Origin of the sequence: Pararhodobacter oceanensis (assembly GCF_003076755.1) — a bacterium.
Lineage (GTDB): Bacteria > Pseudomonadota > Alphaproteobacteria > Rhodobacterales > Rhodobacteraceae > Pararhodobacter > Pararhodobacter oceanensis.
In genome coordinates this window covers 831,161-856,359 of sequence record NZ_QDKM01000001.1, presented here as the reverse complement: position 1 = coordinate 856,359, position 25,199 = coordinate 831,161, and the positions used below count along the sequence as shown (strand labels likewise).

At 63.9% G+C, this 25,199-nt stretch carries 26 protein-coding genes; 14 read left to right on the top strand and 12 right to left on the bottom strand.

Going from position 1 to position 25,199, the window contains the following annotated elements; all coding sequences use genetic code 11:
- Window positions 1–272: 272 nt before the first annotated feature.
- Entirely contained in the window at window positions 273–701 is a 429-nt protein-coding gene (locus DDE20_RS03830; protein ID WP_116557081.1) for a GNAT family N-acetyltransferase, read from the bottom strand.
- 202 nt (window positions 702–903) lie between these two features.
- On the opposite strand from DDE20_RS03830, the gene DDE20_RS03825 reads away from it, so the two are divergent.
- Window positions 904–1,551 (top strand): TetR/AcrR family transcriptional regulator, encoded by a 648-nt coding sequence (locus DDE20_RS03825; RefSeq protein WP_116557080.1) that lies wholly within the window; start codon window positions 904–906, stop codon window positions 1,549–1,551.
- A 128-nt stretch (window positions 1,552–1,679) separates the two neighbouring features.
- Window positions 1,680–2,711: an L-glyceraldehyde 3-phosphate reductase gene (gene mgrA, locus DDE20_RS03820; protein ID WP_116557079.1), complete on the top strand. Its 1,032-nt coding sequence runs from the start codon at window positions 1,680–1,682 to the stop codon at window positions 2,709–2,711.
- 91 nt (window positions 2,712–2,802) lie between these two features.
- Here mgrA and DDE20_RS03815 read toward each other — a convergent pair whose 3' ends face one another.
- Together DDE20_RS03815 and ettA are read right to left on the bottom strand one after the other, a co-directional pair.
- Complete coding sequence (locus tag DDE20_RS03815) at window positions 2,803–3,189, bottom strand: DUF302 domain-containing protein (RefSeq protein WP_116557078.1); 387 nt, start codon at window positions 3,187–3,189, stop codon at window positions 2,803–2,805.
- A 643-nt stretch (window positions 3,190–3,832) separates the two neighbouring features.
- Window positions 3,833–5,488: an energy-dependent translational throttle protein EttA gene (gene ettA / locus DDE20_RS03810; protein WP_116557077.1), complete on the bottom strand. Its 1,656-nt coding sequence runs from the start codon at window positions 5,486–5,488 to the stop codon at window positions 3,833–3,835.
- Between the two features lie 201 nt (window positions 5,489–5,689).
- Here ettA and DDE20_RS03805 point away from each other — a divergent pair, with 201 nt between their 5' ends.
- Together DDE20_RS03805 and DDE20_RS03800 are read left to right on the top strand one after the other, a co-directional pair.
- Window positions 5,690–6,571 (top strand): SPFH domain-containing protein, encoded by an 882-nt coding sequence (locus tag DDE20_RS03805; RefSeq protein ID WP_116557076.1) that lies wholly within the window; start codon window positions 5,690–5,692, stop codon window positions 6,569–6,571.
- Window positions 6,571–6,855: an NfeD family protein gene (locus tag DDE20_RS03800; protein ID WP_420812353.1), complete on the top strand. Its 285-nt coding sequence runs from the start codon at window positions 6,571–6,573 to the stop codon at window positions 6,853–6,855. Before DDE20_RS03805 ends, DDE20_RS03800 begins: the two co-directional genes overlap by 1 nt.
- A 71-nt stretch (window positions 6,856–6,926) precedes the next feature.
- Here DDE20_RS03800 and DDE20_RS03795 read toward each other — a convergent pair whose 3' ends face one another.
- Window positions 6,927–7,355 (bottom strand): MarR family winged helix-turn-helix transcriptional regulator, encoded by a 429-nt coding sequence (locus DDE20_RS03795; protein WP_116557074.1) that lies wholly within the window; start codon window positions 7,353–7,355, stop codon window positions 6,927–6,929.
- A gap of 91 nt (window positions 7,356–7,446) precedes the next feature.
- Between DDE20_RS03795 and DDE20_RS03790 the strand changes: the two genes are divergently transcribed.
- The 3 genes from DDE20_RS03790 to DDE20_RS03780 are packed head-to-tail and all read left to right on the top strand — an operon-like array spanning window position 7,447 to window position 10,228.
- The gene (locus tag DDE20_RS03790; RefSeq protein ID WP_116557073.1) at window positions 7,447–8,397 is read left to right on the top strand and encodes an MBL fold metallo-hydrolase; all 951 of its coding nucleotides are present in this window, start codon (window positions 7,447–7,449) and stop codon (window positions 8,395–8,397) included.
- An 11-nt stretch (window positions 8,398–8,408) separates the two neighbouring features.
- Window positions 8,409–10,037: an FAD-dependent oxidoreductase gene (locus tag DDE20_RS03785; RefSeq protein WP_116557257.1), complete on the top strand. Its 1,629-nt coding sequence runs from the start codon at window positions 8,409–8,411 to the stop codon at window positions 10,035–10,037.
- A gap of 2 nt (window positions 10,038–10,039) precedes the next feature.
- The gene (locus tag DDE20_RS03780) at window positions 10,040–10,228 is read left to right on the top strand and encodes a DUF2783 domain-containing protein (RefSeq protein WP_116557072.1); all 189 of its coding nucleotides are present in this window, start codon (window positions 10,040–10,042) and stop codon (window positions 10,226–10,228) included.
- A gap of 346 nt (window positions 10,229–10,574) precedes the next feature.
- Here DDE20_RS03780 and DDE20_RS03775 read toward each other — a convergent pair whose 3' ends face one another.
- The 3 genes from DDE20_RS03775 to DDE20_RS03765 form a co-directional block, all read right to left on the bottom strand.
- Window positions 10,575–11,765: a UbiH/UbiF family hydroxylase gene (locus DDE20_RS03775; RefSeq protein WP_116557071.1), complete on the bottom strand. Its 1,191-nt coding sequence runs from the start codon at window positions 11,763–11,765 to the stop codon at window positions 10,575–10,577.
- A 112-nt stretch (window positions 11,766–11,877) separates the two neighbouring features.
- The gene (locus tag DDE20_RS03770; RefSeq protein WP_116557070.1) at window positions 11,878–12,114 is read right to left on the bottom strand and encodes a hypothetical protein; all 237 of its coding nucleotides are present in this window, start codon (window positions 12,112–12,114) and stop codon (window positions 11,878–11,880) included.
- A 260-nt stretch (window positions 12,115–12,374) separates the two neighbouring features.
- On the bottom strand, window positions 12,375–13,016 hold the full coding sequence (locus DDE20_RS03765) for a pyrimidine 5'-nucleotidase (RefSeq protein WP_116557069.1): 642 nt from the start codon (window positions 13,014–13,016) through the stop codon (window positions 12,375–12,377).
- 156 nt (window positions 13,017–13,172) lie between these two features.
- On the opposite strand from DDE20_RS03765, the gene DDE20_RS03760 reads away from it, so the two are divergent.
- Window positions 13,173–13,829, top strand: a complete 657-nt coding sequence (locus tag DDE20_RS03760) for a GntR family transcriptional regulator (protein WP_116557068.1) — start codon at window positions 13,173–13,175, stop codon at window positions 13,827–13,829.
- 2 nt (window positions 13,830–13,831) lie between these two features.
- Here DDE20_RS03760 and DDE20_RS03755 read toward each other — a convergent pair whose 3' ends face one another.
- The 4 genes from DDE20_RS03755 to DDE20_RS03740 all read right to left on the bottom strand — a co-directional run bounded on the left by DDE20_RS03755 (window position 13,832) and on the right by DDE20_RS03740 (window position 18,556).
- Window positions 13,832–15,832, bottom strand: coding sequence for a glycosyltransferase (locus DDE20_RS03755; protein ID WP_240607827.1), 2,001 nt, complete (start codon window positions 15,830–15,832; stop codon window positions 13,832–13,834).
- A 327-nt stretch (window positions 15,833–16,159) separates the two neighbouring features.
- Window positions 16,160–17,323, bottom strand: coding sequence for a glutamine-hydrolyzing carbamoyl-phosphate synthase small subunit (carA, locus tag DDE20_RS03750; RefSeq protein WP_116557066.1), 1,164 nt, complete (start codon window positions 17,321–17,323; stop codon window positions 16,160–16,162).
- A 212-nt stretch (window positions 17,324–17,535) separates the two neighbouring features.
- On the bottom strand, window positions 17,536–17,991 hold the full coding sequence (locus DDE20_RS03745) for an Lrp/AsnC family transcriptional regulator (RefSeq protein WP_116557065.1): 456 nt from the start codon (window positions 17,989–17,991) through the stop codon (window positions 17,536–17,538).
- A gap of 106 nt (window positions 17,992–18,097) precedes the next feature.
- The gene (locus tag DDE20_RS03740) at window positions 18,098–18,556 is read right to left on the bottom strand and encodes an Lrp/AsnC family transcriptional regulator (protein WP_116557064.1); all 459 of its coding nucleotides are present in this window, start codon (window positions 18,554–18,556) and stop codon (window positions 18,098–18,100) included.
- Between the two features lie 130 nt (window positions 18,557–18,686).
- On the opposite strand from DDE20_RS03740, the gene ilvC reads away from it, so the two are divergent.
- From ilvC to DDE20_RS03720, 4 genes are all read left to right on the top strand, one after another.
- Window positions 18,687–19,709, top strand: a complete 1,023-nt coding sequence (ilvC, locus tag DDE20_RS03735) for a ketol-acid reductoisomerase (RefSeq protein ID WP_116557063.1) — start codon at window positions 18,687–18,689, stop codon at window positions 19,707–19,709.
- Window positions 19,710–19,917: 208 nt separating this feature from the next.
- Window positions 19,918–20,484, top strand: coding sequence for an NYN domain-containing protein (locus tag DDE20_RS03730; protein ID WP_116557062.1), 567 nt, complete (start codon window positions 19,918–19,920; stop codon window positions 20,482–20,484).
- Window positions 20,485–20,576: 92 nt separating this feature from the next.
- Window positions 20,577–21,122, top strand: coding sequence for a hypothetical protein (locus DDE20_RS03725; protein WP_116557061.1), 546 nt, complete (start codon window positions 20,577–20,579; stop codon window positions 21,120–21,122).
- A 73-nt stretch (window positions 21,123–21,195) separates the two neighbouring features.
- Window positions 21,196–21,450: a sulfurtransferase TusA family protein gene (locus tag DDE20_RS03720; protein WP_420812352.1), complete on the top strand. Its 255-nt coding sequence runs from the start codon at window positions 21,196–21,198 to the stop codon at window positions 21,448–21,450.
- On the opposite strand, the gene mobA is transcribed toward DDE20_RS03720, so the two are convergent.
- A complete protein-coding gene (gene mobA, locus DDE20_RS03715; RefSeq protein WP_116557060.1) occupies window positions 21,447–22,049 on the bottom strand; it encodes a molybdenum cofactor guanylyltransferase MobA in 603 nt (200 codons plus the stop codon). The two genes, DDE20_RS03720 and mobA, sit on opposite strands and share 4 nt — an antisense overlap.
- A gap of 153 nt (window positions 22,050–22,202) precedes the next feature.
- Here mobA and DDE20_RS03710 point away from each other — a divergent pair, with 153 nt between their 5' ends.
- Together DDE20_RS03710 and DDE20_RS03705 are read left to right on the top strand one after the other, a co-directional pair.
- Complete coding sequence (locus tag DDE20_RS03710; protein WP_116557255.1) at window positions 22,203–24,683, top strand: heavy metal translocating P-type ATPase; 2,481 nt, start codon at window positions 22,203–22,205, stop codon at window positions 24,681–24,683.
- Complete coding sequence (locus DDE20_RS03705; RefSeq protein ID WP_116557059.1) at window positions 24,680–25,102, top strand: MerR family DNA-binding protein; 423 nt, start codon at window positions 24,680–24,682, stop codon at window positions 25,100–25,102. The genes DDE20_RS03710 and DDE20_RS03705 overlap by 4 nt, the downstream gene beginning before the upstream one ends.
- The last annotated feature ends 97 nt before the right edge of the window (window positions 25,103–25,199 follow it).

The following is a 25,199-nucleotide window of genomic DNA, read 5'->3' as shown; positions in this document are numbered from 1 at the left end:
AGCCTGCATTGCCACCAACGAAATGCTTCGAGGGTGTGTGTCGTATCCATGTCGGGCTTCACCGTGACTTGCGTCTGCAGGCGGCAGGTGCCCATAACCTGCGCTGTCTTACGGTTTCGCGGCGCGCGGTGTCAAGTGGGTTCCTGACCCTCGCAAGTCCGGTTTTCGGCCCGTCCGGCAGGGTGTTTGCAAGTGTGCGGGCGTGATGGATTGCTGATGTTTGAGGAGTGAATTGTGGAGGGGCTCAATATCAATTGCCCGATGGGTGAGGATTATACAGCGGGCATTGCCATTTTGAAGGTCTCGTCGCCACTGGCGTCGAATTTGCCTTCTCCAGTAATCTCGAACCCATAACGTTGATAAAATGGCACGCCGATCTGGTTGTCTTTGAACACCTCCACCGTAAGCGGGCCTTTTAGGGTGACGATGTGATCAACCAATTGGCGGCCCAAGCCTTTGCCGTGACAGGAGGGATCAAGAAAGAGCCCGCCGATTTCACGGTCGATCATGGCGATAAACCCGACCGGAGCGCCTTGATCCTCAATCACCCAGACCTCGGCATTGGGCAGATAGATGTCGCGAATATCCTTGCGCACTTGGGCTCTGATCTCCGCTGGTAAAAACGGATGGGCAAGCGCTTCGGCCTTGTCCCAGATATTCATCAGGTGATCGGTATCGGAGGGCTTAAATTTGCGGATCATGTTTTTGCCTTCGGTTTACTGGCCAATTGTTTTGGCCCTCTAGGGTTGCGCCGGGCGTTATATCCGAGGCTGCGGTGCTGCTGGTCGAGCCGCAAAAGCACCATACGGGCCGCGAGGTCAGCCACATATACAATGACTTACAGGGTTTCCATGGCCAAGCATATGTTATCAACATAGATGTAGCCGGGCAGAATTTGATCAGATGCGGATGGGCAGGGTATTGGGAAACGCGAAGAAAAACAGTCATTTAATCCATGACGACTGGATCAGGGCAGCGCGGGGGATCCTGATCAGTGACGGCGTTGGCGGGTTGAGCCTGCGGCGGATCGCGGCGGTGCTGGAGGCGACGACGGGGGCGTTTTACTGGCAATTCGCCAATCTCGAGGCGCTGCTGGCGGATCTGCGCGAGGATTGGCGGCGGCGCAACTCGGCGGCGTTTGACCGGGTGTTTGGCGATCCCGATCTCGACGGGTTCGGCCGCTATCTGGGCTATGTGCGGATTTTGCTGCGTGAAGATGAATATGATCCGAAATATGACAGTGCGATGCGTGATTGGGCGCATTCTTGCGAGAAATCCCATGCGGTGGTGACCGAAGTGGACGCGCGGCGGGTGGCGCAGCTTGAGGGGTTGTTCACCGAATTGGGGTTCAATTCCCGCTCGGCGCGGGTGCGGGCGATGATGACCTATTTTCACCAGAGCGGCTATTACCAGATGAATATTGACGAGACGCAGGAGGAGCGGCTGGCGAATATTCCGTATTATGCCGAGATCATGGTCGGGCCGGGGTTCTTTCCGCCGGAGTTGCGGGGCGAGACGCTGCGGCGGATGATTTTTGACGACGCGGAGTGAGTGGCGCGGGGCGGCGATTGACGCCGTTTGACGCGGGCGGTGCGAGCGCCTAGGACAGAGGTCACCGCCCGTGCCATTCCGGCATCGGGCGCGCGCCTTCCATCACCGCGCAACAGTCGGAGACCCCCATGTCCTATACCCCCGCCGAGGATCGCTATTCACGGATGCCCTACCGGCGTTGCGGACGTTCTGGGTTGAAACTGCCTGCCGTGTCGCTGGGGCTGTGGCATAATTTCGGCCATGACACGCGCCATGACACCAAACAGGCGATCTGTCGCAAGGCGTTTGATCTGGGCGTCACCCATTTTGATCTGGCGAATAATTATGGCCCGCCGGCGGGTTCGGCCGAGGAAGCCTTCGGGCAGATCCTGCGCGAGGATTTCCGCGGTTACCGCGACGAGATGATCATCAGTTCCAAGGCGGGCTATGATATGTGGCCGGGGCCCTACGGCGAATGGGGCAGCCGCAAATATATGATTGCGTCATGTGACCAGTCGATGCGTCGTTTGGGCGTGGATTACGTCGATATTTTCTATTCGCACCGCTTCGATCCCGACACGCCGCTCGAGGAAACCATGGGCGCGCTGGAGCATATCTGGCGCTCGGGGCGGGCGCTATATATCGGGATTTCCTCGTATAATTCGCAGCGCAGCCGTGAGGCGGCGGATATTCTGCGGGGTCTTGGGGTGCCGCTCCTGATCCACCAGCCGAGCTATAATATGTTCAACCGCTGGGTCGAGCGGGACGGGCTGTTGGAGACGCTGGACGAGTTGGGCGCGGGCTCGATTGTGTTCACGCCGCTGGCGCAGGGGCTGTTGACCGGTCGCTATTTGAACGGGGTGCCCGAGGATTCGCGCGCGGCGCAGGGGACGTCCTTGAACAAGGCGTTCCTGACGCCGGAGCGGCAGGCGGATCTGCGGGCGCTGAATGATATCGCCAAAGCGCGGGGCCAGACGTTGGCGCAGATGGCGATTGCCTGGGTCTTGCGCGGCGGACGGGTGACCTCGGCGCTGATCGGCGCGTCGCGGCCCGAGCAGGTCGAGGATTGCGTCGGCGCGGTGGGCAATCTGGAGTTCACGGATGCGGAACTGGCCGAGATCGACCGGCTCGCGCCTGATGCCGGGGTGAACCTGTGGAAGGGCTCCTCCGAGGGGGTCTGACGGGCGCGGTTTTTAGCCGGTTAGGGTGAGTGCGATTCGTCTGCGCTCACCCCGACAGCAGATAGGCCGGGCGGGTCGTTCGCGGCGGGGTCTAGATCGCCGCGATTGCTTCGGCGAGCATCTCGCGGACCTCTCCGGCGACCCTGTGCAGCTCGGCGTTGTCGATGGCGGACATCGAGGCGACGGGATCAACGGCGGAGACCTCCACGCCGCCCTTGACCTCGCGCAGGATCACATTGCAGGGCAGCATCGCGCCGACGCGGGGCTCGATCCCGATCGCCGCATAAGCCATGCCGGGGTTGCAGGCGCCAAGGATGCGGTAGCCGGACATGTCCTTGTCGAGCTTCTTTTTCATCGTCGCGGTGACGTCGATCTCGGTGAGCACGCCGAAGCCCTTGGCTTGCAGGGCGGCGCGGGTGCTTGTGTCGGCATCTTCAAAGCTGACACCGGAGAGAAGGCGGTCGATGGTATAGGCCATGGTCGGTCCTTTCGGTTGCTTACCCTCAACATGGGGGCGAAAGGGGGCCGAACAAGGGGCGCAATGGTCGCAGGTTGGGGGGAGGGCTGGACGGTCGGCTGCGCCCCCGCGCGGAATCAAGGCGTAAGCCGCCGCGCATCGCCAGACCGCCCGCAGGGCTGGCGATTTGGTGGGTGTAAGCGCTCCGCTTGGAGCTATTGCGGGGTTGCCGGTATAAAGCGCGTTGTTCGGCGGGTGGGTCGCCAACCCGCGGTCTGGCGATGCGCGGCTTGGTGATTGGTCTGGTTTCTCAGAGCAACGACTACGGCGGTATTCTTAGGCTGTCGTTCCTGCCAGTGCGCCGCGCGGAATCAAGGCGTAAGCCGCCGCGCATCGGCAGACCGCCCCGGGGGCTGGCGATTTTGTGGGGGTAAGCGCGTCGTTCGTATGTTGGATGTAGAATGCGCCATGAAGCACTTCGTTCGGCGGATCGGGCGCCATCCCGCGGTCTGGCGATGCGCTCTGTGGGGTGTGGTTTCCCGCGGGGCGGCAAGGAGAACCCGCTTTGCTTTGCCATCCCGCGGTCAGGCGATGCGCGGCTTGGCGCCCGAGGGTGGAAATAGAAAGGCCGCCCCTCGGGGCAGCCTGAGCAGAACTCCCGCGATCAGCGCGAGAATTTCTTGTATTTCACCCGCTTCGGCTCGACGCTATCCGGGCCGAGGCGGCGGATTTTGTCTTCCTCATAGGCCTCGAAGTTGCCCTCGAACCATTCGACATGCGCGTCGCCCTCGAAGGCCAGAATGTGCGTGCACAGCCGGTCAAGGAAGAAGCGGTCGTGCGAGATGATCACCGCGCAGCCGGCGAAATCATCCAGCGCGGCTTCCAGCGCCTGCAGGGTTTCGACGTCGAGATCGTTGGTCGGCTCGTCGAGCAGCAGCACGTTGCCGCCCTCGCGCAGCAGTTTCGCCATATGCACGCGGTTGCGCTCACCACCGGACAACAGGCCGACGGTCTTCTGCTGGTCGCCGCCCTTGAAGTTGAACGCCGAGCAATAGGCGCGGGAGTTCATCGTGATATCGCCCAGTTCGAGCACTTCGAGCCCTTCGGAAACCTCTTGCCAGACGGTTTTCTTGGGGTCGAGATCGTCGCGCGACTGGTCGACGAAGGCCAGTTGCACGGTGTCGCCGTAAGTGATCGTGCCCTCGTCGGGCTGCAATTCACCGGTCAACATCCGAAACAGCGTCGATTTACCGGCGCCGTTCGGGCCGATCACCCCGACAATGCCACCGGGCGGCAGCGAGAACGAGAGATCCTCGATCAACAGCTTGTCGCCCATCGCCTTTTTCAGACCTTCGACTTCGATCACCTTGCCGCCCAGACGCGGGCCGTTGGGAATGATGATCTGCGCGGTCGACATCTTCTCGCGCTCGGTTTTTGAGGCCATTTCCTCATAGGCGTTGATCCGCGCCTTCTGCTTGGCCTGACGCGCCTTGGCACCGGCCCGGATCCACTCAAGCTCGCGCTCGAGGGTCTTCTGGCGGGATTTATCCTCGCGCGATTCCTGCGACAGACGCTTGGCCTTCTGTTCCAGCCACGAGGAGTAATTCCCCTCATAGGGAATGCCGCGCCCGCGATCCAGCTCGAGAATCCACGAGGTGATATCATCGAGGAAATAGCGGTCGTGGGTGACCACCAAAATCGTGCCCTTATACTCAATCAGATGCTTTTGCAGCCAGGCGATGGTCTCGGCGTCCAGGTGGTTGGTCGGCTCATCGAGCAGCAGCATATCGGGCGCTTCGAGCAACAGCTTGCACAGCGCCACGCGGCGTTTCTCACCGCCTGAAAGCGTGGTCACATCCGCATCATCGGGCGGGCAGCGCAGGGCTTCCATCGCGACGTCGATCTGGCTGTCGAGATCCCAAAGATTCTCGGCGTCGATCTCGTCTTGCAACTGCGCCATCTCGTCGGCGGTCTCGTCCGAGTAGTTCATCGCCACTTCGTTATAGCGCTCGAGTTTCGCCTGTTTCGCGGCGACCCCCAGCATCACGTTGCCGCGCACATCAAGGCTTTCATCCAGATGCGGCTCCTGCGGCAGATAGCCGATCTTGGCGCCTTTCGCGGCCCAGGCGTCGCCGGTGAAATCCTTGTCGATCCCCGCCATGATGCGCAGCAGCGTCGATTTACCGGCGCCGTTGACGCCGACGACACCGATTTTCACACCGGGCAGGAAGTTCAGGCGGATGTTTTCGAAACATTTCTTGCCGCCGGGATAGGTCTTGGACACGCCGTCCATGTGATAGACAAACTGATACGCCGCCATGCCGATGCTCCGAAAACTTGGGATAAGATAAGGGGAATTTGCCGCTTCCCTATCGTGACATGGGGTGCGGTGCAAGCTTTCGCAAGCCAACGTGAGGCCTCGGGGGCTTTTCCTGCGGGCTTCCTTTGCGCATAAAGGGTCTATTGATTTATCTGTGGTCCTGTTGTGAAACCAGACACGCCCTTTATTCCGGAGACATCCATGCCCCTCGATTTCGTGAATGGTGGCAGTATCATCCTGCTGCTTCTTGCCGTCTTCATCATCGTCTCGCTGTTTCTGGGCGTGCGGATCGTGCCGCAATCGCAGAAATATGTCGTCGAGCGGTTTGGCCGCCTGCGCTCGGTGCTGGGGCCGGGGATCAACCTGATCGTGCCGTTTATTGATACGGTGGCGCATAAGGTCTCGATCCTCGAGCGGCAGTTGCCGAACCAGCAGCAGGACGCGATCACCACCGATAACGTGCTGGTGCAGGTGGAAACCTCGGTGTTCTACCGGATTATGGAGCCGGAAAAGACCGTCTACCGCATCCGCGATGTCGATGCGGCGATCCTGACCACAGTGGCGGGGATCGTGCGGTCCGAGATCGGCACCATGGAGTTGGACGAGGTGCAATCGAATCGCGCCCGTCTGACCCAGAAGATCGGCGCGGCGATTGCCGATGTGGTCGATGACTGGGGCATTGAGGTGACGCGGGCGGAACTCTTGGATGTGAACCTCGATGAGGCCACCCGCGCCGCGATGTTGCAGCAGCTCAACGCCGAACGCGCACGCCGCGCGGCGGTGACCGAGGCCGAGGGCGCGCGCCGAGCGGTGGAACTGCGGGCGGACGGTGAGTTATATGCCGCCGAGCAGGCGGCCAAGGCCAAACGGGTCAGCGCCGATGCCGAGGCTTATGCCACCGGCGTGATTGCCGAGGCGATCCAGAAGAACGGGCTAGAAGCGGCGCAATATCAGGTGGCGCTGGCGCAGGTCGAGGCGCTGACGCAAGTGGCGGTGGGCGATGGCAAGCAGACGGTGCTGATCCCCTCGCAGGCGCTCGATGCCTTTGGCGATGCCTTCAAGATGCTGAAAGGACGCGGCTGATGTTTGACGAATGGTGGGTCTGGGTGGCCGCCGGTCTGGCGCTGGGCATCGTTGAACTCTTGGTGCCCGGTTTCCTGTTTGCCGGCTTCGCCATCGGCGCGGTGCTGACCGGCGCGATCATCGGGCTGGGCATTCCCGGCGCGGGCTGGATGAATGTGACGCCGGTCAATGCGCTGTTGGTGTTTGCGGTGCTTTCGGTGGTCGCATGGCTGTCGATGCGCGCGATTGTCGGGGTGCGTCACGGGCAGGTCAAACGCATCGACCGCGATATCAACGACAACTGAGCGCACGCGCTGTTTGCTGCGGTGGCGGCGCAGGATTTGGCGCGCGAATTGACGTGGGGGTTCGCGGCGGATCAATCGCGCTCGAACAACCGCTCCAGCACCGCCAGCCCCTCGTCAATCTTGGCGCGCTCCTCGGCGCTCAGGGGCGCCAGCAGCGCCTCGGTGGCGGCGATCATCTCGGGCTGGATCGTGGCCAGCGCGCGTTTGCCCTTGGCGGTGATCACCGCATGGGCGATGCGGCGGTCGCTGCTGTCGGTGCTGCGCTTGACCCAGCCGCGCGCCTCCAGATCCGCCAAAGCGCGGCTGACCTTGGTCTTATGCGCCGGCACCAGCTCGCATAACTCGCTGGCGGTCAGCGACGCCACCTCGGCCAGATTAACCAAAACCCGCCATTGGGTGCGCGTCAGCCCGTGCCGCTTGCGGTAGATGTCGCGGGTGTTCTGCGAGGTTTTTTCCGCCAAAAGGTTCAGCCTATAGGGTAGATAATTGTTCAAAAACATGATGCTAGCCGTGAGTGTTGATAGTTACATTTTCAACTATTAGTCTGAGACATATGATTCGGATACCCCATTTGGCACAAGTGAGACACTCATGAGCAAATCCTTCGCCTCCGCCGGAGATATGGAAGACAAAGAGATCAGCTTTACCCAGATCGGCGAGGGGCTCTATGCCTTCACCGCCGAGGGCGACCCGAACAGCGGCGTGATCATCGGCGACGAGTCGGTGATGGTGATTGAAGCGCAAGCGACGCCCCGTCTGGCGCGCAAGGTGGTTGAGTGCATCCGTAGCGTCACCGACAAGCCGATCAGCCATCTGGTGTTGACCCATTATCATGCCGTCCGCGTGCTCGGTGCCAGTGCTTACGGCGCGCCCGAAATCATCATGTCCGACGCCGCTCGCGCGATGGTGGTCGAGCGCGGGCAGGAAGACTGGGACAGCGAATTCGGCCGTTTCCCGCGCCTGTTCCAGGGCCATGAGGAAATCCCCAGCCTGACTTGGCCGACGACGACCTTCAGCGACAAGATGACCGTCTATCTGGGCAAGCGCCGCGTTGATATCATGCATCTGGGCCGCGCCCATACCGCCGGTGATGCGGTGGTTTGGGTGCCGGATGCCGAGGTGATGTTCACCGGCGATATCGTCGAATACCACTCGGCGTGTTATTGCGGTGACGGGCATTTTGCCGATTGGGGCGATACTCTGGCGGCGATTGCAGATTTCAATCCGGTGGCCATTGCCCCCGGTCGCGGGGATGCGCTGGTTGGCGAAGAGATGGTCGAAGCGGCGCTGTCGAACACCTATGATTTCGTTGAAAGCACCTACCGGCCGGCGCAGCGTGTGGCTGCCCGTGGTGGTTCGCTGAAAGAGGCTTGGGACGCTGTGCGCGCCGAATGCGATCCGAAATTCGCCGATTACGCGATTTACGAGCATTGCCTGCCGTTCAACGTCGCCCGCGCCTATGATGAGGCCCGCGGCATCGACACCCCCCGCATCTGGACCGCCGAGCGCGACCAGCAGATGTGGAGCGATTTGCAAGGATGAGCGCGATGACCATGCAGGACCGCTATCCGCTGGCCTATAAGACCTATCCTTACGCCAAATGTGCCGATCAGGAGGCCGAGGCGCCCGCGCGTCATCCGGTGGTGGTGGTCGGCGGCGGGCCGGTGGGCATGGCTTTGGCGCTGGATCTGGCGCTGAAGGGCACGCGCGTGCTGGTGCTTGATGACCATGAGGGCGTCGGCATGGGCTCGCGGGCGATCTGCTTTGCCAAACGCCAGCTCGAGATCCTTGACCGGCTGGGCTGCGGCGAGACGGTGGCGCAAAAAGGTGTCGTCTGGAACATTGGCAAAGTGTTTCACGGCGAGGAAAAGGTCTATGAGTTCAACCTCTTGCCCGAGGATGGCCATAAGTTTCCGGCGTTCATCAACCTGCAGCAGCCCTATTTCGAGAAGTTCGTTCTGGATCATGTGGCGGCGTTGCAGGCGCAGGGTCTGCCGCTGGAAATCCGTGGCAAGAACCGCGTTGATGCCATCGAGCAGGACGCAGAGGGCGCCACGCTGACGGTGATGACGCCGGACGGGCCGTATCAGGTCGCGGCGGATTATGTGGTCGCCTGCGACGGCGCCTCCTCGCCCCTGCGCAAGATGCTGGGGCTGGGGTTCGAGGGCGAGGTGTTCAAGGACAGCTTCCTGATTGCCGACGTGCGGATGAAGGCCGATTTCCCCACCGAGCGCTGGTTCTGGTTTGATCCGCCGTCCAAGGCCGGGGCCTCGCAACTCTTGCACAAACAGCCCGATGATGTCTGGCGGATTGATTTCCAGATCGGCTGGGACGCCGACCGCGCCGAAGAGATGAAAGAGGCGAATATCCGCAAGCGCGTGGCGCAGATGATCGGCGATGATGTGGAATTCGAGCTGGTCTGGTCGTCGATCTATACCTTCCAGTGCCGCCGGATGACCCAGTTTCAGGATGGCCGGGTGATCTTCGCCGGTGACGCGGCGCATCAGGTCTCGCCCTTTGGTGCGCGCGGGGCGAATTCGGGGCTGCAGGACGCGGATAATCTGGCGTGGAAGCTGCAGCTGGTGCTCGAGGGCAAGGCGCCGCCCGCGCTGCTGGCGAGCTATGACGACGAGCGGATCCACGGCGCCAAGGAGAATATCCTCAATTCGACCCGCGCCACGGATTTCATCACGCCCAAATCCGAGGTCAGCCGCCAGTTCCGTGATGCGGTGCTGACGCTGTCCAAAGATCATGATTTCGCGCGGCCGTTCGTCAATTCCGGCCGTCTGTCGGTGCCCTGCACCTATGACGGTTCGGCATTGAACACCGATGATGCGCTGCCCGCGGGGCCGCCGCGCACGCGGCCGGGCGCGCCATGTCCCGACGCGCCTTTGGACGAGGGGTTCCTGCTGGGCAGGTTGGGGCGCGCCAAGGATGCGGCGTTCCAGCTGCTGGCGCTGGATGCCGAAGTGCCCGAGGCGTTTTCGGCCCATGGGATCGACTGCGAGGTGATCGCGCTCTCGGTGGCAGAGAACGACATGCTGCGCGAACGCTATCTCGGCGGGGCGCGCTCGGCGGTCTATCTGATCCGTCCCGATCAACATGTGGCGGCGCGTTTTGGGTCATTTGACGCGGCCGAGACCACCGAAGCGCTGGGCCGCGCCATCGGCAAGGAGCTGTGAGAATGGGACAGTTGAACACCACCCGCAATATGGCGCAGGCCGATGATGTCTATGAGATGCTGATCGACGCGCATGAGGGCAAGAGCAAGCCCGAAAGCGACGCGTTTAATGCGCGGCTGATCATCACCTTGATCAACCATATCGGCGATAAAGAGGTGATCGCGCAAGCGCTGGCCATTGCCGAGGGGTAGGCGCCCGTCAGCTCGGCCCCCCGTCAGCTCGGCCCCCCGTCATCTGTCCAAAAATATCCTGGGGGTGAGCGCGCAGCGCGAGGGGGCAACGCCCACTTTCTTACCTGTTTGGCCCGAAACGGCTTTGGACTGTCGGAGCAATGCGCGAAGGGACGCGCCCGACACTGGGTGGGCGCACCTGCGCTTTCCATGGCGCGTGGAGCTTGAAAGCACTCATGTCGGGCGAGCGGTGCCTTACATCGCCGATGCGCCCTCCCGGGGGGAGGGTCGGGCGCGGCCCGGGGTTCCCCCGTGCCAGAGGGTGGGGTGCTGCGGGGCTCATAAACTTATTGGCTCCCGCCCCCTTTCACCGCATCCCGATGCCCAATTGCATCAGGCTGCGGCGCACCGGGGCGACGGAATAGAGCGCGTTCAACGCGCCTGCGCGCAGATCGCGCAGCGGGCGGCTCTCCAACATCGACGCGCGGTTGAGCGCATCGACCCCGACCTGCCGCAGTTTGACCTCCAGCGCGCGGCGACGCTCATAGGCCTGCAGCATCTCGGGCGTGCCCAGCGTCTCGGGCGTGGCGAGTTCCAGCAATGTGGTCAGATCGGCGAGGCTCATGTTCAGCCCCTGCGCGCCAATCGGCGGCACCACATGCGCGGCTTCGGCCATCAGCGCGCTGCGTTGGCCGGTCCAGCGCTCGGCAATCTGCGAGATGATCGGCCAGACGGTCAGCGGCGTGGCCAGTTCCAGCCAGCCATAGAGCCCGCAAGACCGCGTGTTCATCGCTTCGGTGAAGGCTTCGGGCGACAGATTGCGCAGGCGCTCGATCTCGGGGCCGGTTTCCATCCAGATCACCGCCGAACAGGGTTTGCCTTGATGATCGGGCAGCGGGACCAAGGTGAAAGGGCCTCCGCTGCGGTGGATCTCGGTCGAGACATTGCCATGCGGCTCGGGGTGGGTGACGGCGAAGGCCAGCGCCTTTTGCCCGTAGCGGGTGGTGCTGACACCGATGCCGAGCGCCTTGCGCACCTTTGAGTTGCGCCCGTCGGCACCGATCACCAGTTGCGCCCGCAGCTGCGCGCCGTCACTCAGCGTGACCAGCGCCTCGCTTTCGCGGGTGAACAGGGATTTGGTGCCGGTGCCGGGGCGGAAATCGACATTCGGGAGGCGCGCCAGATGGGTGACAAATTCGCGTCGCAGCAGCCAGTTCGGCAGGTTCCAGCCAAAGGGTTGCTCCGAGACATCGGCGGCGTTGAAGTCATGGACAATGCGGGCTTCGGGCTCGGCGCCGCCGGCATCGACAATCCGCATCACCTGCAGCGGCATCGCATGCGGCTCGAGCCGCTCCCAGAGGCCGGTGTCGCGCAGAACCGGAAGCGAGGGCTGCAAGAAGGCGGTGGTGCGCAGATCGGCACCGGTCGCGGTGCCTTCGGTGATCGGCGGGGCGGGGTCGACAATGACCACCGAATAGCCTGCCGCGCCGAAACCGGCGGCGGCGGCCAGACCGGCCACGCCTCCGCCAGAAATCAAGATATCCACCGACTCGCGCATAGTGACCTCCGATTGCCTGCCGCCTGTGTAACGCAGGCGCGCGCGGGTTGCGAGGTCAGGGCCAGCGCCAGATCAGCGCAGGCACCGGTTTTATGCCACTGACGGGGCGGATTTAGCCGCGGGTGATCGCGACCAGCATGGCAATCATCATCGGCGCGAAACCGACCGCAGGCAGATAGAGACCGGGCAGGCCAAAGATCGCCACCGCGCTGGCCCAGAGCGCGACCACCACCAAGACCACATAGAGCGGCGCATGCTCGCCCATGGCGGCCCAAAGACGGGCAATCGCGCCGAGCGAATTCCGCTGGCTGCGCGAGGGGGCAAGGGTGAAGCTGTCTGCGGTGGTCATGGGGCACTCCGGTTCAAAGATATATGCCGGATATGGGTTTGCCCTGCCGCGCCCGCCATTGGACGAAATGCCACGGCGCGACATTCTGCCCCCTGCGACAAAACGGCGCTGCGGCTGCGAGGTAGAGGGGCGCAAACGGCGCCCGATCAGAGGCGCCACAAGGGCGACCGCGCAACAGCAGACCGGCAGCGATCTGGTGTCAGGCCAGCGCCGGAATAGTGACAGGACAGCGAGAGATCGGCAGCAGACCCGCCCTGCGATCAGAGCCGCGTCAGAAAGCCGGTCAGATCGTCGGTGTGGTGATGGACATGGTCATGGGCCTCATGCTCGGGGGTCACCAACACCGTGCGCATGCCCAGATCATGCGGCACTTTGAGGTTGCGCGGATCATCCTCGAACATCGCCGCGCTTTGGGTTTTCAGCCCGTCGCGGGTGAAGACCTTGTCGAAGGCTTCGGCGCGGGGCTTGGGGTGATAATCGGCATCCTCGACCCCGTAAACTGCATCAAACAGGCCCGAGAGCCCGCGTGCTTCGAGCACCCGCTGCGCATAGGGGGCCGAGCCATTGGTATAGACAATGCGCCGCCCCTGCAGACGGGTGATCGCCGCGCGCAACTCGGGATCGGGGTCGAGCACGGAGAAATCAATGTCATGCACCTCGACCAGATAGGGCACCGGATCGACACCGTGATGCGCCATCAGACCGGCCAGCGTGGTGCCATATTCGGCCCAATAGCTGCGCCGCAGGTGATGCGCCTGCGCGTGATCAACGCCGGTGGTGCGGATGACATAATCGACCATTTTGCGCTCGATCTGGTCGAAGAGGCGCATATGGGGCGGGTAAAGCGTGTTGTCGAGGTCAAAGACCCAAGTGTCGACATGCTGGAAATCTATCTGTGCCATGAGTGATCGCTAGCCGCTTGGCGTCTGTGGCGCAAGGGGCGGGGGCATCTGCGGGGCGTGCGGCTTGCGGCAATCGGGGCTTGCAGAGCGGCGCAGCGCAAGACCATAGTGGCCCGCGCAACCGATAGATGCCCTCAACAGCCGTGTGACCTTGCTATGAATGACGCCCGCCAGACCTCGCTTGATGCGTATTCGCTGATCCTGCAGGCGATTGATGACGGTGTCTATCGGCCCGGTGACCGGCTGGTGGAATCGGAACTGGCCGAGCGTCTGGGCGTCTCGCGCACCCCGATCCGCGAGGCGCTGCAGCGGTTAGAGACGCAATCCCTGCTGACCCGCGACGGGCGCTCGCTGATTGTCGCCTCGCTGGATCACAACCAACTGGCCGAACTCTATGTGGTGCGCGCCGAACTCGAGGGGTTGGCGGCGCGGCTGGCGGCGAAACATGCCAATGTCGAAGAGGTGCGGCTGCTCAATGCGATGATCGAGGAGGATCAGGCGCTGGTCGATGACCCGCAGGCGCTGAGCCGCGCGAACAAACGGTTTCACAAGCAGATCCATCTGGCCTCGCACAACCGGTTTTTGGTGCAGCAACTGGATCTGGTGCATCGCTCGATGGCGCTTTTGGCGACTACCTCGCTGGAGGTTGCGGGGCGCGGTTCGGCGGCGCTGGACGAGCATACGGCGCTGGTCAGGGCGATCGAGCGCGGCGATGGCGAGGCGGCGGATGCGGCGCTGCGCAATCATATTTCCAAGGCCTTCGAGGCGCGGCTCAAGCTGGAATCCGAGGGCCGCGACCGGCAGGGACCTTAGGCCTATCCCGCCATCGGGCGCAGAGCTTGCAAAGGCGGCAGGCTGGCGCTGTCATGGATGCCATGGGCGGTTTTATCCCAGTAAAACGGGCTGGTGATCATCTCCCAGAGCCCCTTATAGGCGGCGACGGCGGCGAGCGGGAAATACAGATGCAGTGACAGCGCCCAGAGCCGCAAGAAGCGGTGGCGCGCGGCCTTGAGGGCGATGATATTGATCGTCAGCCCCGCGACTTCGGACAGGAAGAATATCGCCGCCACACAGGGCAGGGCCCAAGCGGGCAGGGTCGCGGCCAGCGGATGGCCAAGGCCGAAAAGCATGATCCAGAAGCTCCACAGGATCGGCGCCAGCAGGAACTGGATCAAGGTGCCGAGAAACAGCACCTGCATCCCGAAAAACCGCCGCGCGCCCAATTGCCGCCAGAGCAGCGCCGGTTGCCGCATATGCACCGCATAGGTCATCGCGTAGCCCTTGAGCCAGCGCGAGCGTTGTTTGATCCACGGCCAGACGCGGCAATTGGCCTCCTCCATGGTCACGGTTTGCAACAGCTCCGTGCGGTAGCCGTGGCGCGCCAGCCGGATGCCGAGATCGGCGTCTTCGGTGACGTTATAGGCGTCCCAACCGCCGAGTTTTTCCAGCAATGCACGGCGAAAGAACAGCGTGGTGCCGCCGAGGGGCACGACCAGCCCGAGTTTTTCAAGCCCCGGCAGCATCAGCCGGAACCATGCCGCATATTCGATGGTGAAACAGCGGCTGAGCCAGTTGGTGCGCGGGTTGTAATAGTCCAGAACCCCTTGGATACAGGCCAAATCCGGTGCTGCGCGGGCGAAATGCGCGGTGACGCGGTGGAGTTGGTCGGATTCGGGCGCATCCTCGGCGTCATAGACCCCGACAATCGAGCCACGGGCGAAATTCAGCGCGTAATTGAGCGCCCGCGGCTTGGTGCGCAGGTCGGAATCGGGCACCGGAATCACCCGCATCCAATGCGGCAGATCGCTGGCCGCCAGCGCGTCGCGGGTCAGATGGTCGTCCTCTTCAACAACCAGCAGGATGTCCAGAAGTTCGCGCGGGTAGGTCAGCGCGCCGAGCCGGCGCACCAGACGCGGCGCGATATCGGGCTCGCGAAACATCGGCACCATCATTGTCACGGTGGGTTTGCGCGCGGTCTGACTGAGCGCCAGATCGCTGTGTCCGCGCGCCTCTTCGGCCCGTGTGGCGCGGATTTGGGTGGTGGCGGCGGCGATTTTCAGCAGGTTGCCCAGCACCAGCGCAAGGATCACCACGCCAAAGAGGGTCAGAAAGGCGGCGACCGGCGCGATCACGCTGGCGATCAGTATGCCGAGGGCGAACCCCGCGATCAACCGGCTGAAACGGCGCGCGTCCCAAGTGCGGCAGCTTTCCTCGGCCTCGACACAGGTTTCCGCCATCAACTGCAGGGTGCTGCGGTGCGAGGCGATCAGCGCGCGGTGCAATGCGGTCTCGCCGATCACCGCCATGGTCACCGGCCCCAGCGCCGCCTCGAGTTCGGGGCGGATACGGGCGAATTGGTCAGGGGTGGAGCAGGCGACCACGATGATGGAGCCGGCGCGCAGCCACGGCAGGCAGTTGAGCCGCAGGCAGCGACGCGGTCCGAGCCTGTCGATCAGCCGCGGGTCGGGGCGGCTGGTGGCGGGGTCGATGACGGTGGTGTGGAATTGCTCGGCCAGCGCGGCGATCACCATCTCTTCGCTGGCCAGCCCATGGGCGCGCAGGATGTCGCCAAGCCGCGCCTGTTGGCGTGACTGGATGTCGAGCGCATAGCGCAGCGCGGCGGGGGTGATCGCGCCCTTGCGCAAGAGGATCGCGCCCAAGGGCAGGCGGTTCCCGGCGGTGGTTTCGGGCGGGGTTTCAGGGGGAGGATCTGCTGGCGTGAGGTTGCTTGGCGTGATGGGCGCAGGGGCGCGCGCCGGTGCCAGTGGCGGCAGCGCGGATGGTGTCGGCGATACTGCGGCAGTTGCGAGCGTCACGCGGTTGCCCCCTTGCGCCCCGGGTGAGGGCCAAAGGCTCAGCATGGGTGAAAAGGGGTTAACGGGAGGTTAAAGCGGGCCGCAGTCCAAAGGATTTGCGCAGACGCCGGTTGCGCCGAGACCGTAATGGCAAGGCGAATACCGCCCCGCCAACGGGTTTGTTGCAACTCACTGCGAAAGGCGGCGAAGCGCCCTGTGACACATAGATCGGAGGAAGTGCCGGAGGGGGCGAGGCACTTTGCATGGCAGATGCGCTCACACCATCCGGCGCGTTCAAATCAAGGCGAGTGGCGCCAAGATCAGGCGGCTGATCTTGGGCGGCTGGTCTTAAGCGGGCACCCGCGCGGCCATCGCCTTGGTGAAATCCTCGAACAGATAATGGCTGTCCTGCGGGCCGGGGCTGGCTTCGGGGTGGTATTGCACCGAAAACACCGGCTTGTCGGCCAGACGGATGCCGCAGTTCGAGCCGTCAAACAGCGAGATATGGGTCTCGGTGACGCCCGCGGGCAGGCTCTGGCTGTCGACAGTAAACCCGTGGTTCATCGAGGTGATCTCGACCTTGCCGGTGGCGTGGTTTTTCACCGGATGGTTGGCGCCGTGGTGGCCGTGGTTCATTTTCACCGTCTTGGCGCCGAGCGCCAGCGCCAGCATCTGGTGGCCAAGGCAAATGCCAAAGACAGGCAGATCGGCGGCCAGAACGCCCTTGATCATCGGCACCGCGTATTCGCCGGTCGCCGCCGGATCGCCGGGACCGTTGGACAGGAATACGCCGTCAGGATTGAGCGCCAGCACCTCTTCGGCGGTGGCGGTGGCGGGCAGCACGGTGACATCACAGCCCGCCGAGGCCAGCGAGCGCAGGATGTTGCGTTTGGCGCCGAAATCGAGTGCGACGACCTTATGCAGCGGTGCGGTTTGCGTCGCATAGCCATCGGGCCAGGCCCAGAGCATCTGGTCCCAGCGGTAGCTTTGCGTGCAAGAGACCTCGCGGGCGAGATCGCGGCCCTCAAGCCCGCTCCAGTCGCGGGCCTGTTGCAACAGCGCGTCGATGTCGAAATTGCCCTCGGGATCATGCGCCAGCGCCACATGCGGCGCGCCCAACTGGCGGATCGCGCGGGTCAAGCGACGGGTGTCGATCCCGCCGATGCCGATGCGCCCCTGACGGGTCATCCACTCGGTCAGATCGGCCGTGGCGCGCCAGTTCGACGGCTCGGTCGGATCCCATTTCACCACCATGCCGGCAGCGACACCCTGCTGCGATTCGTCATCCTCGGCGGTGACGCCGGTGTTGCCGATATGCGGGAAGGTGAAGGTCACCACCTGCCCCGCATAGGAGGGGTCGGTCATGATTTCCTGATAGCCGGTCATTGCCGTGTTAAAGCAGAGTTCCGCGACGGTCTGGCCGGTGGCGCCGAAGCCATAGCCATAGAAAATTGTGCCATCGGCGAGAACGAGACAGGCGGTCGGGCGCGGCGACTTCTGGGCGGCTTGCATCGGACGGCTCCTGAATTGAATCGGGCTGTCTCTACGGGGGTTAGCGGGGGGAATCAAGGGTGCTGCGCGGGGAATGCGTCGGGAAAGGGGCGATTAGGGGGCGGTCATCGGGGGCATCGAGCCCCCAATGACCGCATGGGCCTGCCCACACCCGCCAAGGGGGTTTTCCACCCCCTTGGAGACCCCCGAGGATATTTTCTGGACAGATGACGTTAGAGGGGGCCGGGGCGGCGGTCTTCGCTCAGCAGCACATTGGCGTCGACATTGCCCACCCCGGGCAATGTCATGATCCGGCGGCGCAGCACACGCTCGAAATCCGGCAGGTCGCGGGCGACCACCCTTAGACGGTAATCGTAATGACCCAAGACATGCTGCACGGTTTGCACCTCGGGGATGGCGCTGACCGCGCGCTCGAAATCCTCGAGCGAGACGCGGCCTTTGGTGGCGAGAGTGATGCCCAGAAATACCGTGACGCCAAAGCCAAGCGCGGCGTGGTCGAGGATCAACCGGCGGCCCGCCAACGCGCCGCTCTCGGTCAGGGCTTTGATCCGGCGCCATGTCGCGGGTTGGCTCAGGCCCAATTGGCGGCCCAGAGCGCCAGCGCTGAGGGTGGCGTCCTGGCTGAGCGCGCGCAGGATCGCGCGGTCGGTGTCATCGAGGGTTAGCATCGGGTTAGCATCGCGGGGTGCTTGTTGTGGCCGTAGAATGAGTATTTGGGGCAAGTTGAAGCCGGGGTGTGCAGGGCCTTCGCGGTGCGGGCGTTGGTTGTGGAGGTCATATCGGCAGGGTCTCGCCGCGTTTGATTTCGGCGATATGCATCAGCGCCTCGATGTCCGAGATATGCGGCAGGGTGAGGATGCGGCTGCGGTAGACCTCTTGGTAATGGGCCATATCGCGGGCGATGACCTGCAGGCGCATATCGACGCGGCCGAGGAAGGACTGGATCTCGATCACCTCGGGTACCTCGCGGGCAGCGGCGGAGAATTCGTCAAAGGCATGGGGGTGGGTTTTGTCGAGGCTGACGCGCAGCGAGACCTCGACCTCCCAGCCCAGTTTGCGCCAGTCGATCACCGCCTGCTGGCCCTTAAGAATGCCGCGCTGGCGCAGGCGTTCAAGCCGGCGCGAGGCCGTCGCCTCGGTGACATTGGCGCTGCGGGCGAGGGCGGCCATCGACTGCGCCGGATCGGCTTGCAGATGGCGCAGGATGCGGCGGTCGGTGTCGTCAACTTGCATGGATTTCACCATTTTGGCGCTAATGGCGCATGAATACCACTCAGATACCGGTGATTCCATGGGGAATTGCAACCAAATTCCGCCGAGCATCGCTATGCTGCACCCATCATCTAATGGAAAGGACCGTATCATGCGCGTTTATTATGATCGTGATTGCGACATCAACCTGATCAAGGACAAGAAGGTCGCGATTCTGGGCTATGGCAGCCAGGGCCATGCCCATGCGCTGAACCTGCGCGATTCGGGCGCGAAGAATGTGGTCATCGCGCTGCGCGAAGGCTCGGCCTCGGCGGCGAAATGCGAGAAAGAGGGCCTGAAGGTCATGGGCATCGCCGAAGCCGCGGCCTGGTGCGATGTGATCATGTTCACCATGCCCGACGAATTGCAGGCCGAGACCTATAAGAAATACGTCCATGACAACCTGCGCGAAGGCGCGGCGATTGCCTTTGCCCATGGTCTCAACGTGCATTTCGGCCTGATCGAGCCCAAGCCCGGCGTCGATGTGATCATGATGGCGCCCAAGGGCCCGGGGCATACGGTGCGCGGCGAATACACCAAAGGCGGCGGCGTGCCCTGTCTGGTGGCGGTGCATCAGGATGCGACCGGCAAGGCGATGGAAATCGGCCTGTCCTATTGCTCGGCCATCGGTGGCGGGCGCTCGGGCATTATCGAGACCAACTTCCGTCAGGAATGCGAAACCGACCTGTTCGGTGAGCAGGCGGTGCTCTGCGGCGGTCTGGTGGAATTGATCCGCATGGGCTTCGAGACGCTGGTCGAGGCCGGTTACGAGCCGGAAATGGCCTATTTCGAGTGCCTGCATGAGGTGAAGCTGATCGTCGACCTGATCTATGAGGGCGGCATTGCCAATATGGATTACTCGATCTCGAACACTGCCGAATACGGCCAGTATGTCTCGGGCCCGCGGATCCTGCCTTATGAGGAAACCAAGGCGCGGATGAAAGCGGTCCTGGCGGATATCCAGACCGGTAAATTCGTCCGTGATTTCATGCTGGAAAACGCCGTTGGCCAGCCGACGATCAAAGCCTCGCGTCGCTCGAACGACGAGCATCAGATCGAAGTCGTGGGCAAGAAGCTGCGCGATATGATGCCGTGGATTTCGGCCGGTAAAATGGTTGATAAAGCGCGCAACTAAGCGCTGTTCACTCACCATTCGGGGCCGTCTTACGGATGCAGGGCGGCCCTTTTTTATGCCGCGGAGCATGGCGCCTTGGGCCGTGCCCGAGAGGGTCCCGCGATTGTTGCGGTTGCGGAACCACAGCGTTGTGAAATTAACCCGCAGGGCCATGGAATTGCCACAGATCGGCCCGCCTTGGACCATTTAGACTGCGCAGGTTGCGCGCATGCAGATTCCCTTGGTCCTTTTCTCCCTCTCCATCGCCACCGTCTTCGGCAGCATGCTTCCCGGTAGCCCATTGGGGCAGACTGCCTTGTTGCTCGGGCTGGTCTCGGCCTCGGCGGCGTTCCTGCTGTTGGTGCTGGCGGCGCTCAAGCCCGAGGCGCCGCGGCGGCGCGGGCATGTGGTGATCGACGGCTCGAATGTGATGCATTGGCGCGACAACAAGCCCGATCTCGACAGCGTCAAACAGGTGGTTGGCGCACTGCAGCGCGAAGGGCTGACGCCGGTGGTCTGGTTTGATGCGAATGCAGGCTATCTGACCAAAGGGCAATATCTGGGGCCGAAGCCTTTGGCGCGCCATATCGGGGTGCCGGAGCGGGCGATTTTTGTCGCGCCCAAGGGCACCCCCGCCGATCCGCTGATCCTGAACAGCGCCAAGACCCTGCGCGCGCGGGTGGTGACCAATGACAAATTCCGCGACTGGAGCGGCGAATTTCCGTTTCTGAGTGATTCGGGTTTTCTGATCCCCGGGCGGTTTGTCGAGAATTCAGTGCGTCTGCGGCTGCTGTGAGGGCGCAATATCGCCCGCGCGCGCAGAGGTGATCCAAGCCCGCGCCGCGATGTGCTATAGAGGGGCGAATGCAGCAACGCTAAGATGTCCCGATGGATCGCAGGAGTTTTTCGCTTGGTTTCGGCAGCGCCCTGATGGGCGGCATGCTGGTCTCTCCTTTCGCCCGTGCCGCGCGGGCGAATGAGGGCGAGGTTTTCACCCAAGGCGCGCTCAGGGCGTTGCGGCTGCGGTTTCCCGACGCGACCTTCCAGACGATGGACGGGTTCATTGTCACCGATTCCAGCCGTGCAGTCGGGGTAAGCTGGACGCAGCATCTGCCGTGTTATCATGAGGATCGGGTGAATCTGTCGGGCTCGGGGCTGGGCGGGCTGTTTCGCACGCCGTTTCGGGTGCGTTGGCAGCAGGCGCGGGTCGTGGGCAATGTCGATCTGGTCGGCTCGAGACTGGTGGCGCGGGGGTCTCCGGCGGCGGCCTCTTCGATGCGGGTGACGGTGGGCGCGGGCGATTACTCTTGGGACCTGCCGGGGCGGTTATCGGCGGCCTCGGCGCTGGGCGCGGGCGGGCGTCCGGTGGGCGCGCTGCGGCAGGAAGAGGACGGGCGGCTCTTGGTCAGGGTGAACGCGACGCCGGCGTTTTAGAGTGCCCGCGTTTAGGGGCGCCCGCGTTCTGAGCGCGCTGGACAGGGCGGCGGCGGCGGCCTAAGGCGAGGGCATGAGCCAGATGCCCGATTTTCCCTATGATGCCGAGATTGATGCGCGCGATCTGCTGTGCCCCCTGCCGGTGCTGCGCGCGCGCAAGCGGCTGTTGGCAATGGAGGCGGGGCAGGTGTTGCGGGTCTGGGCGACGGATCCGGCGGCGGTGATCGACATGCCGCATTTCTGCGCGCAATCGGGGCATGACTATCTGGGGATGCATGAGGATGACGGCGCGGCGGCGCATCTGATCCGCTGCGGTGGGGCGGGTTAAAGGCGCGCGAGCCGTGCCTCGGCCAGTGCCAGATCCTCGGGCGTGTTGACGTTGAAAAACGGGTCGGGCTGTTCGGCAAACAGGCAGCGGCGCGCGCCCATATGGTCGGCGAAACGGCCAACACGGCGTTCGCCCCCCTCCAAGGCTTGGCGCAGATCGGGCGCCAGCGATACCGGCCAGAGTGCGGCGGTGGGATGGGCGCGGGGGTGGCCCTCGGGGTCGGGGCTGGCGGCCACCGCGAAGCCCTCGCCCAAGCGTTGCACCAGATCGCGCGGCAGAAACGGCGTATCGGCGGCGACGGTGAGCACGCGGCTCGCGCCCAATGTTGCGGCGTGTTCCATCGCGGCGAGAACACCGGCGAGCGGGCCAAGGTGGCCTTGGACCGGATCGGGCAGGACCGTCAGCCCGTAGGCGGCAAACCGCGCCGGATCGCCGTTCGCGTTGAGCGCCAGCGCATCGACCTGCGGCTGCACCCGTGCGATGATATGGGCGAGCATCGTCTGGCCGCCGAGCAGCAGCGCCCCTTTGTCGCCGCCGCCCATCCGCGTGGCGCGGCCACCGGCCAGAATGACTCCGGCGATCTGGGGGGATAGGCTCATATCGGCTCCTCGTGCTGCGCGCGCAGCATAGCAGGGGCGCCCCTGCCGACAAGCGGCGGCGCAGGCGAGAAAGTTGAAAACATCCTCTTGACCCTCCATCTACTGGAAGCCCTATGTCCGGTGTAGGATGGCAAAACGAGGTGTGAGATGACCATGGCCGAACAGCAGGAAATCAGCCAGACGCTGCGTGTGGACGGCATGAGTTGCGCGTCCTGCACCTCGCGAATCGAGCGGATGCTGGCCAAGGAAGAGGGCGTCACCGGGGTGCGCGCCAATCTGGTCACCGCCACTGTGTCGGTCGATGGCGCCGCCGATCCGCTGGTGCTGGCCGAGCGGCTGGGCAAGGCGGGGTTCTCGGCGCCGAGCCAGACCACGGAATTGGCGATCAGCGGGATGAGCTGCGCGACCTGCGTCGGCAAGGTCGAGCGCGCTTTGGCGAAGCTGCCGGGCGTGCAGGAGGCGAGCGTCAACCTTGCCACCGAGACCGCGATGATCCGCCATCTGGATATTTCGGGATTGCCCGAAGATTTGCTGAACGCGGTGGCCAAGGCGGGGTATCAGGCGCAGATTGCCAGCGAGGATGCGCGCGAGGATCTGGCCGAGGCGCGCGATGCCGAACAGGCGTCGCTGCGGCGCGCGGTGCTGATCGCGGCGGTGCTGACGCTGCCGGTGTTCATCCTCGAGATGGGCGGCCATGCGGTGCCCGCCTTCCACCATTGGCTGTATGGGGCGGTCGGGCAGTTTCCGGTCTGGGTGGCGCAATTCCTGCTGGCCTCGGCGGTGCTGTTCGGCCCCGGCTTGCGGTTTTACCGCGCTGGCGTGCCCGCGTTGATCCACGGCGCGCCGGATATGAACAGCCTTGTGGTGCTGGGCGCGAGCGCGGCTTGGGCGTTTTCCACGGTCTCGACCTTTGCGCCCGATCTGCTGCCCGCGGGCACGCAGGCGGTGTATTTCGAGGCCTCGGCGGTGATCGTGACGCTGATCCTTTTGGGTCGCTGGCTGGAGGCGCGGGCCAAGGGACGCACCGGCGCGGCGATTGCGCGGCTGGTCGGCTTGCAGGCGAAATCGGCGCGGGTCGAGCGCGGCGGCGAGGTGGTGGAATTGCCGATTGGCGAGATCGTAGTCGGCGATGTCCTGCATCTGCGCCCCGGCGAGCGGGTGGCGGTGGATGGCACGGTGGACAGCGGCCAGTCGTGGATCGACGAGAGCATGATCTCGGGCGAACCACTGCCGGTGGAGAAAGCCGCGGGCGATGAGTTGACCGGCGGCACCGTCAACGGCAATGCCGCGCTGACCTTCCGCGTGACGCGGATCGGTGCGGATACGGTGCTGGCGCAGATCATCCGTATGGTCGAACAGGCGCAGGGCGCGAAACTGCCGATCCAAGCGCTGGTGGACCGTGTGACGCGGGTGTTTGTGCCGATTGTGATGGCCGTCGCGGCACTGACGTTTGTGGTCTGGCTGCTGGTCGGGCCGGAGCCGCGCCTGTCGCATGCGCTGATCGCGGCGGTGGCGGTGCTGATCATCGCCTGCCCCTGCGCGATGGGTCTGGCGACGCCGACCTCGATCATGGTCGGCACAGGACGCGGCGCGGATATGGGGGTTTTGTTCCGCCGCGGCGACGCGTTGCAGGCGTTGCAGGGCGTCTCGGTGGTGGGGTTTGACAAGACCGGCACGCTGACCGAGGGCCGCCCCGATCTGATCGAGGTGATCACCGCAGGCGGTGTCGACGCCGACCACGCGTTGGCGGTGGCGGCAGCGGCAGAGCGGTCGTCCGAGCATCCGATTGCCGGGGCTATTGTGCGCGCGGCACAGGAAAAGGGGCTGAGCTTGCCCGCAGCGGAAGGGGTGACTGCGATCACCGGCTTCGGGCTGGAGGCCGTGGTCGGTGGCCAGAAGATGTTGATCGGTGCGGCGCGGCTGATGACCCGTGAGGGCATCGCGCTGGGTGATCTGCCCGCCGCGGCCGAGGCGCATGCGGCGCGCGGTGGCACGCCCCTCTATATCGCGATTGACGGCGCGGTTGCGGCGCTACTGGTGGTCGCTGACCGGATCAAGGACAGCACCCCTGCAGTGATCGACGCGCTGCATGCGATGGATTTGAAGGTGGCGATGATCACCGGCGATGCGCAGGCCACGGCGCAGGCGGTGGCGGCGGAACTCGGCATTGATCATGTGGTCGCCGAGGTGTTGCCCGGCGGCAAGACCGAGGCCATCGAGGCGCTGCGGTCAGAGGCGGGCGCGGTGGCCTTTGTCGGCGACGGGATCAATGACGCTCCGGCGCTGGCAGCGGCGGATGTGGGCTTGGCGATCGGCACCGGCACCGATGTCGCGGTCGAGGCCGCCGAGGTGGTGCTGATGTCGGGCGATCTGCGCGGGGTGGTCGACGCGATCCACCTGAGCCGCAAGGTGTTAAGCAATATCCGGCAAAACCTGTTCTGGGCCTTTGCCTATAACGCGGCGCTGATTCCGGTGGCGGCGGGGGCCTTGTTTCCGGCGTTCGGCATCACCCTGTCGCCGGTGCTGGCGGCGGGTGCGATGGCGCTGAGCAGCATCTTTGTGCTGAGCAATGCGCTGCGGCTGAAAGCGCTGCGGCGTCAAGAGCTTAGCGCGGGATCGGAGGTGCGCGCATGAATATCGGAGAGGCCGCCAAAGCCTCGGGTCTGCCGGCGAAAACCATCCGCTATTATGAGGATATCGGGCTGATCCGCATAGGCCGTGACAGCAATGGCTACCGGGTGTTTGACGCTGATGACGTGCACCGGCTGGCGTTTTTGAACCGCTCGCGGGGGCTGGGGTTTTCCATCGAGGACTGCCGCGCGCTGCTGGATCTTTACGATGATACCGGCCGCGCCAGCGAGGATGTCAAACGGCTGGCCAGCGAGCATCTGGCGCGGATAGACGCGCGGATTGCGGAACTGGGCGAGTTGCGGCGCACCATGGCGGGGCTGGTCTCGGCCTGCGCGGGTGATGCGCGGCCCGATTGCCCGATCCTCAAGGATCTGGCCTCGGGGCAGCGACTGGCAGCGGGGCATCAGCGTTTGCGCGAGTGACTGTGCAGGTTGACGCAGCCTGCCAGAGCGGGCGCGCGCGGGGAATCGCGCGGGGCTGAACATGGGGCTTGCCTCGCTGCTCACATCCAAGGATGCT

What these genes read in the sequence shown, in the direction of transcription:
- DDE20_RS03760 (WP_116557068.1), top strand. Translation starts at nt 13,173, where the DNA reads ATGAATGACGCCCGCCAGACCTCGCTTGATGCGTATTCGCTGATCCTG.
- ettA (WP_116557077.1), bottom strand. Translation starts at nt 5,488, where the DNA reads ATGGCGGCGTATCAGTTTGTCTATCACATGGACGGCGTGTCCAAGACC.
- DDE20_RS03730 (WP_116557062.1), top strand. Translation starts at nt 19,918, where the DNA reads ATGCAGATTCCCTTGGTCCTTTTCTCCCTCTCCATCGCCACCGTCTTC.
- DDE20_RS03815 (WP_116557078.1), bottom strand. Translation starts at nt 3,189, where the DNA reads ATGGCCTATACCATCGACCGCCTTCTCTCCGGTGTCAGCTTTGAAGAT.
- mgrA (WP_116557079.1), top strand. Translation starts at nt 1,680, where the DNA reads ATGTCCTATACCCCCGCCGAGGATCGCTATTCACGGATGCCCTACCGG.
- DDE20_RS03800 (WP_420812353.1), top strand. Translation starts at nt 6,571, where the DNA reads ATGTTTGACGAATGGTGGGTCTGGGTGGCCGCCGGTCTGGCGCTGGGC.
- DDE20_RS03720 (WP_420812352.1), top strand. Translation starts at nt 21,196, where the DNA reads ATGAGCCAGATGCCCGATTTTCCCTATGATGCCGAGATTGATGCGCGC.
- DDE20_RS03830 (WP_116557081.1), bottom strand. Translation starts at nt 701, where the DNA reads ATGATCCGCAAATTTAAGCCCTCCGATACCGATCACCTGATGAATATC.
- DDE20_RS03745 (WP_116557065.1), bottom strand. Translation starts at nt 17,991, where the DNA reads ATGCTAACCCTCGATGACACCGACCGCGCGATCCTGCGCGCGCTCAGC.
- carA (WP_116557066.1), bottom strand. Translation starts at nt 17,323, where the DNA reads ATGCAAGCCGCCCAGAAGTCGCCGCGCCCGACCGCCTGTCTCGTTCTC.
- DDE20_RS03825 (WP_116557080.1), top strand. Translation starts at nt 904, where the DNA reads ATGCGGATGGGCAGGGTATTGGGAAACGCGAAGAAAAACAGTCATTTA.
- DDE20_RS03725 (WP_116557061.1), top strand. Translation starts at nt 20,577, where the DNA reads ATGGATCGCAGGAGTTTTTCGCTTGGTTTCGGCAGCGCCCTGATGGGC.
- ilvC (WP_116557063.1), top strand. Translation starts at nt 18,687, where the DNA reads ATGCGCGTTTATTATGATCGTGATTGCGACATCAACCTGATCAAGGAC.
- DDE20_RS03805 (WP_116557076.1), top strand. Translation starts at nt 5,690, where the DNA reads ATGCCCCTCGATTTCGTGAATGGTGGCAGTATCATCCTGCTGCTTCTT.
- DDE20_RS03770 (WP_116557070.1), bottom strand. Translation starts at nt 12,114, where the DNA reads ATGACCACCGCAGACAGCTTCACCCTTGCCCCCTCGCGCAGCCAGCGG.
- DDE20_RS03765 (WP_116557069.1), bottom strand. Translation starts at nt 13,016, where the DNA reads ATGGCACAGATAGATTTCCAGCATGTCGACACTTGGGTCTTTGACCTC.
- DDE20_RS03780 (WP_116557072.1), top strand. Translation starts at nt 10,040, where the DNA reads ATGGGACAGTTGAACACCACCCGCAATATGGCGCAGGCCGATGATGTC.
- DDE20_RS03740 (WP_116557064.1), bottom strand. Translation starts at nt 18,556, where the DNA reads ATGCAAGTTGACGACACCGACCGCCGCATCCTGCGCCATCTGCAAGCC.
- DDE20_RS03705 (WP_116557059.1), top strand. Translation starts at nt 24,680, where the DNA reads ATGAATATCGGAGAGGCCGCCAAAGCCTCGGGTCTGCCGGCGAAAACC.
- DDE20_RS03795 (WP_116557074.1), bottom strand. Translation starts at nt 7,355, where the DNA reads ATGTTTTTGAACAATTATCTACCCTATAGGCTGAACCTTTTGGCGGAA.
- DDE20_RS03710 (WP_116557255.1), top strand. Translation starts at nt 22,203, where the DNA reads ATGGCCGAACAGCAGGAAATCAGCCAGACGCTGCGTGTGGACGGCATG.
- DDE20_RS03790 (WP_116557073.1), top strand. Translation starts at nt 7,447, where the DNA reads ATGAGCAAATCCTTCGCCTCCGCCGGAGATATGGAAGACAAAGAGATC.
- mobA (WP_116557060.1), bottom strand. Translation starts at nt 22,049, where the DNA reads ATGAGCCTATCCCCCCAGATCGCCGGAGTCATTCTGGCCGGTGGCCGC.
- DDE20_RS03785 (WP_116557257.1), top strand. Translation starts at nt 8,409, where the DNA reads ATGCAGGACCGCTATCCGCTGGCCTATAAGACCTATCCTTACGCCAAA.
- DDE20_RS03775 (WP_116557071.1), bottom strand. Translation starts at nt 11,765, where the DNA reads ATGCGCGAGTCGGTGGATATCTTGATTTCTGGCGGAGGCGTGGCCGGT.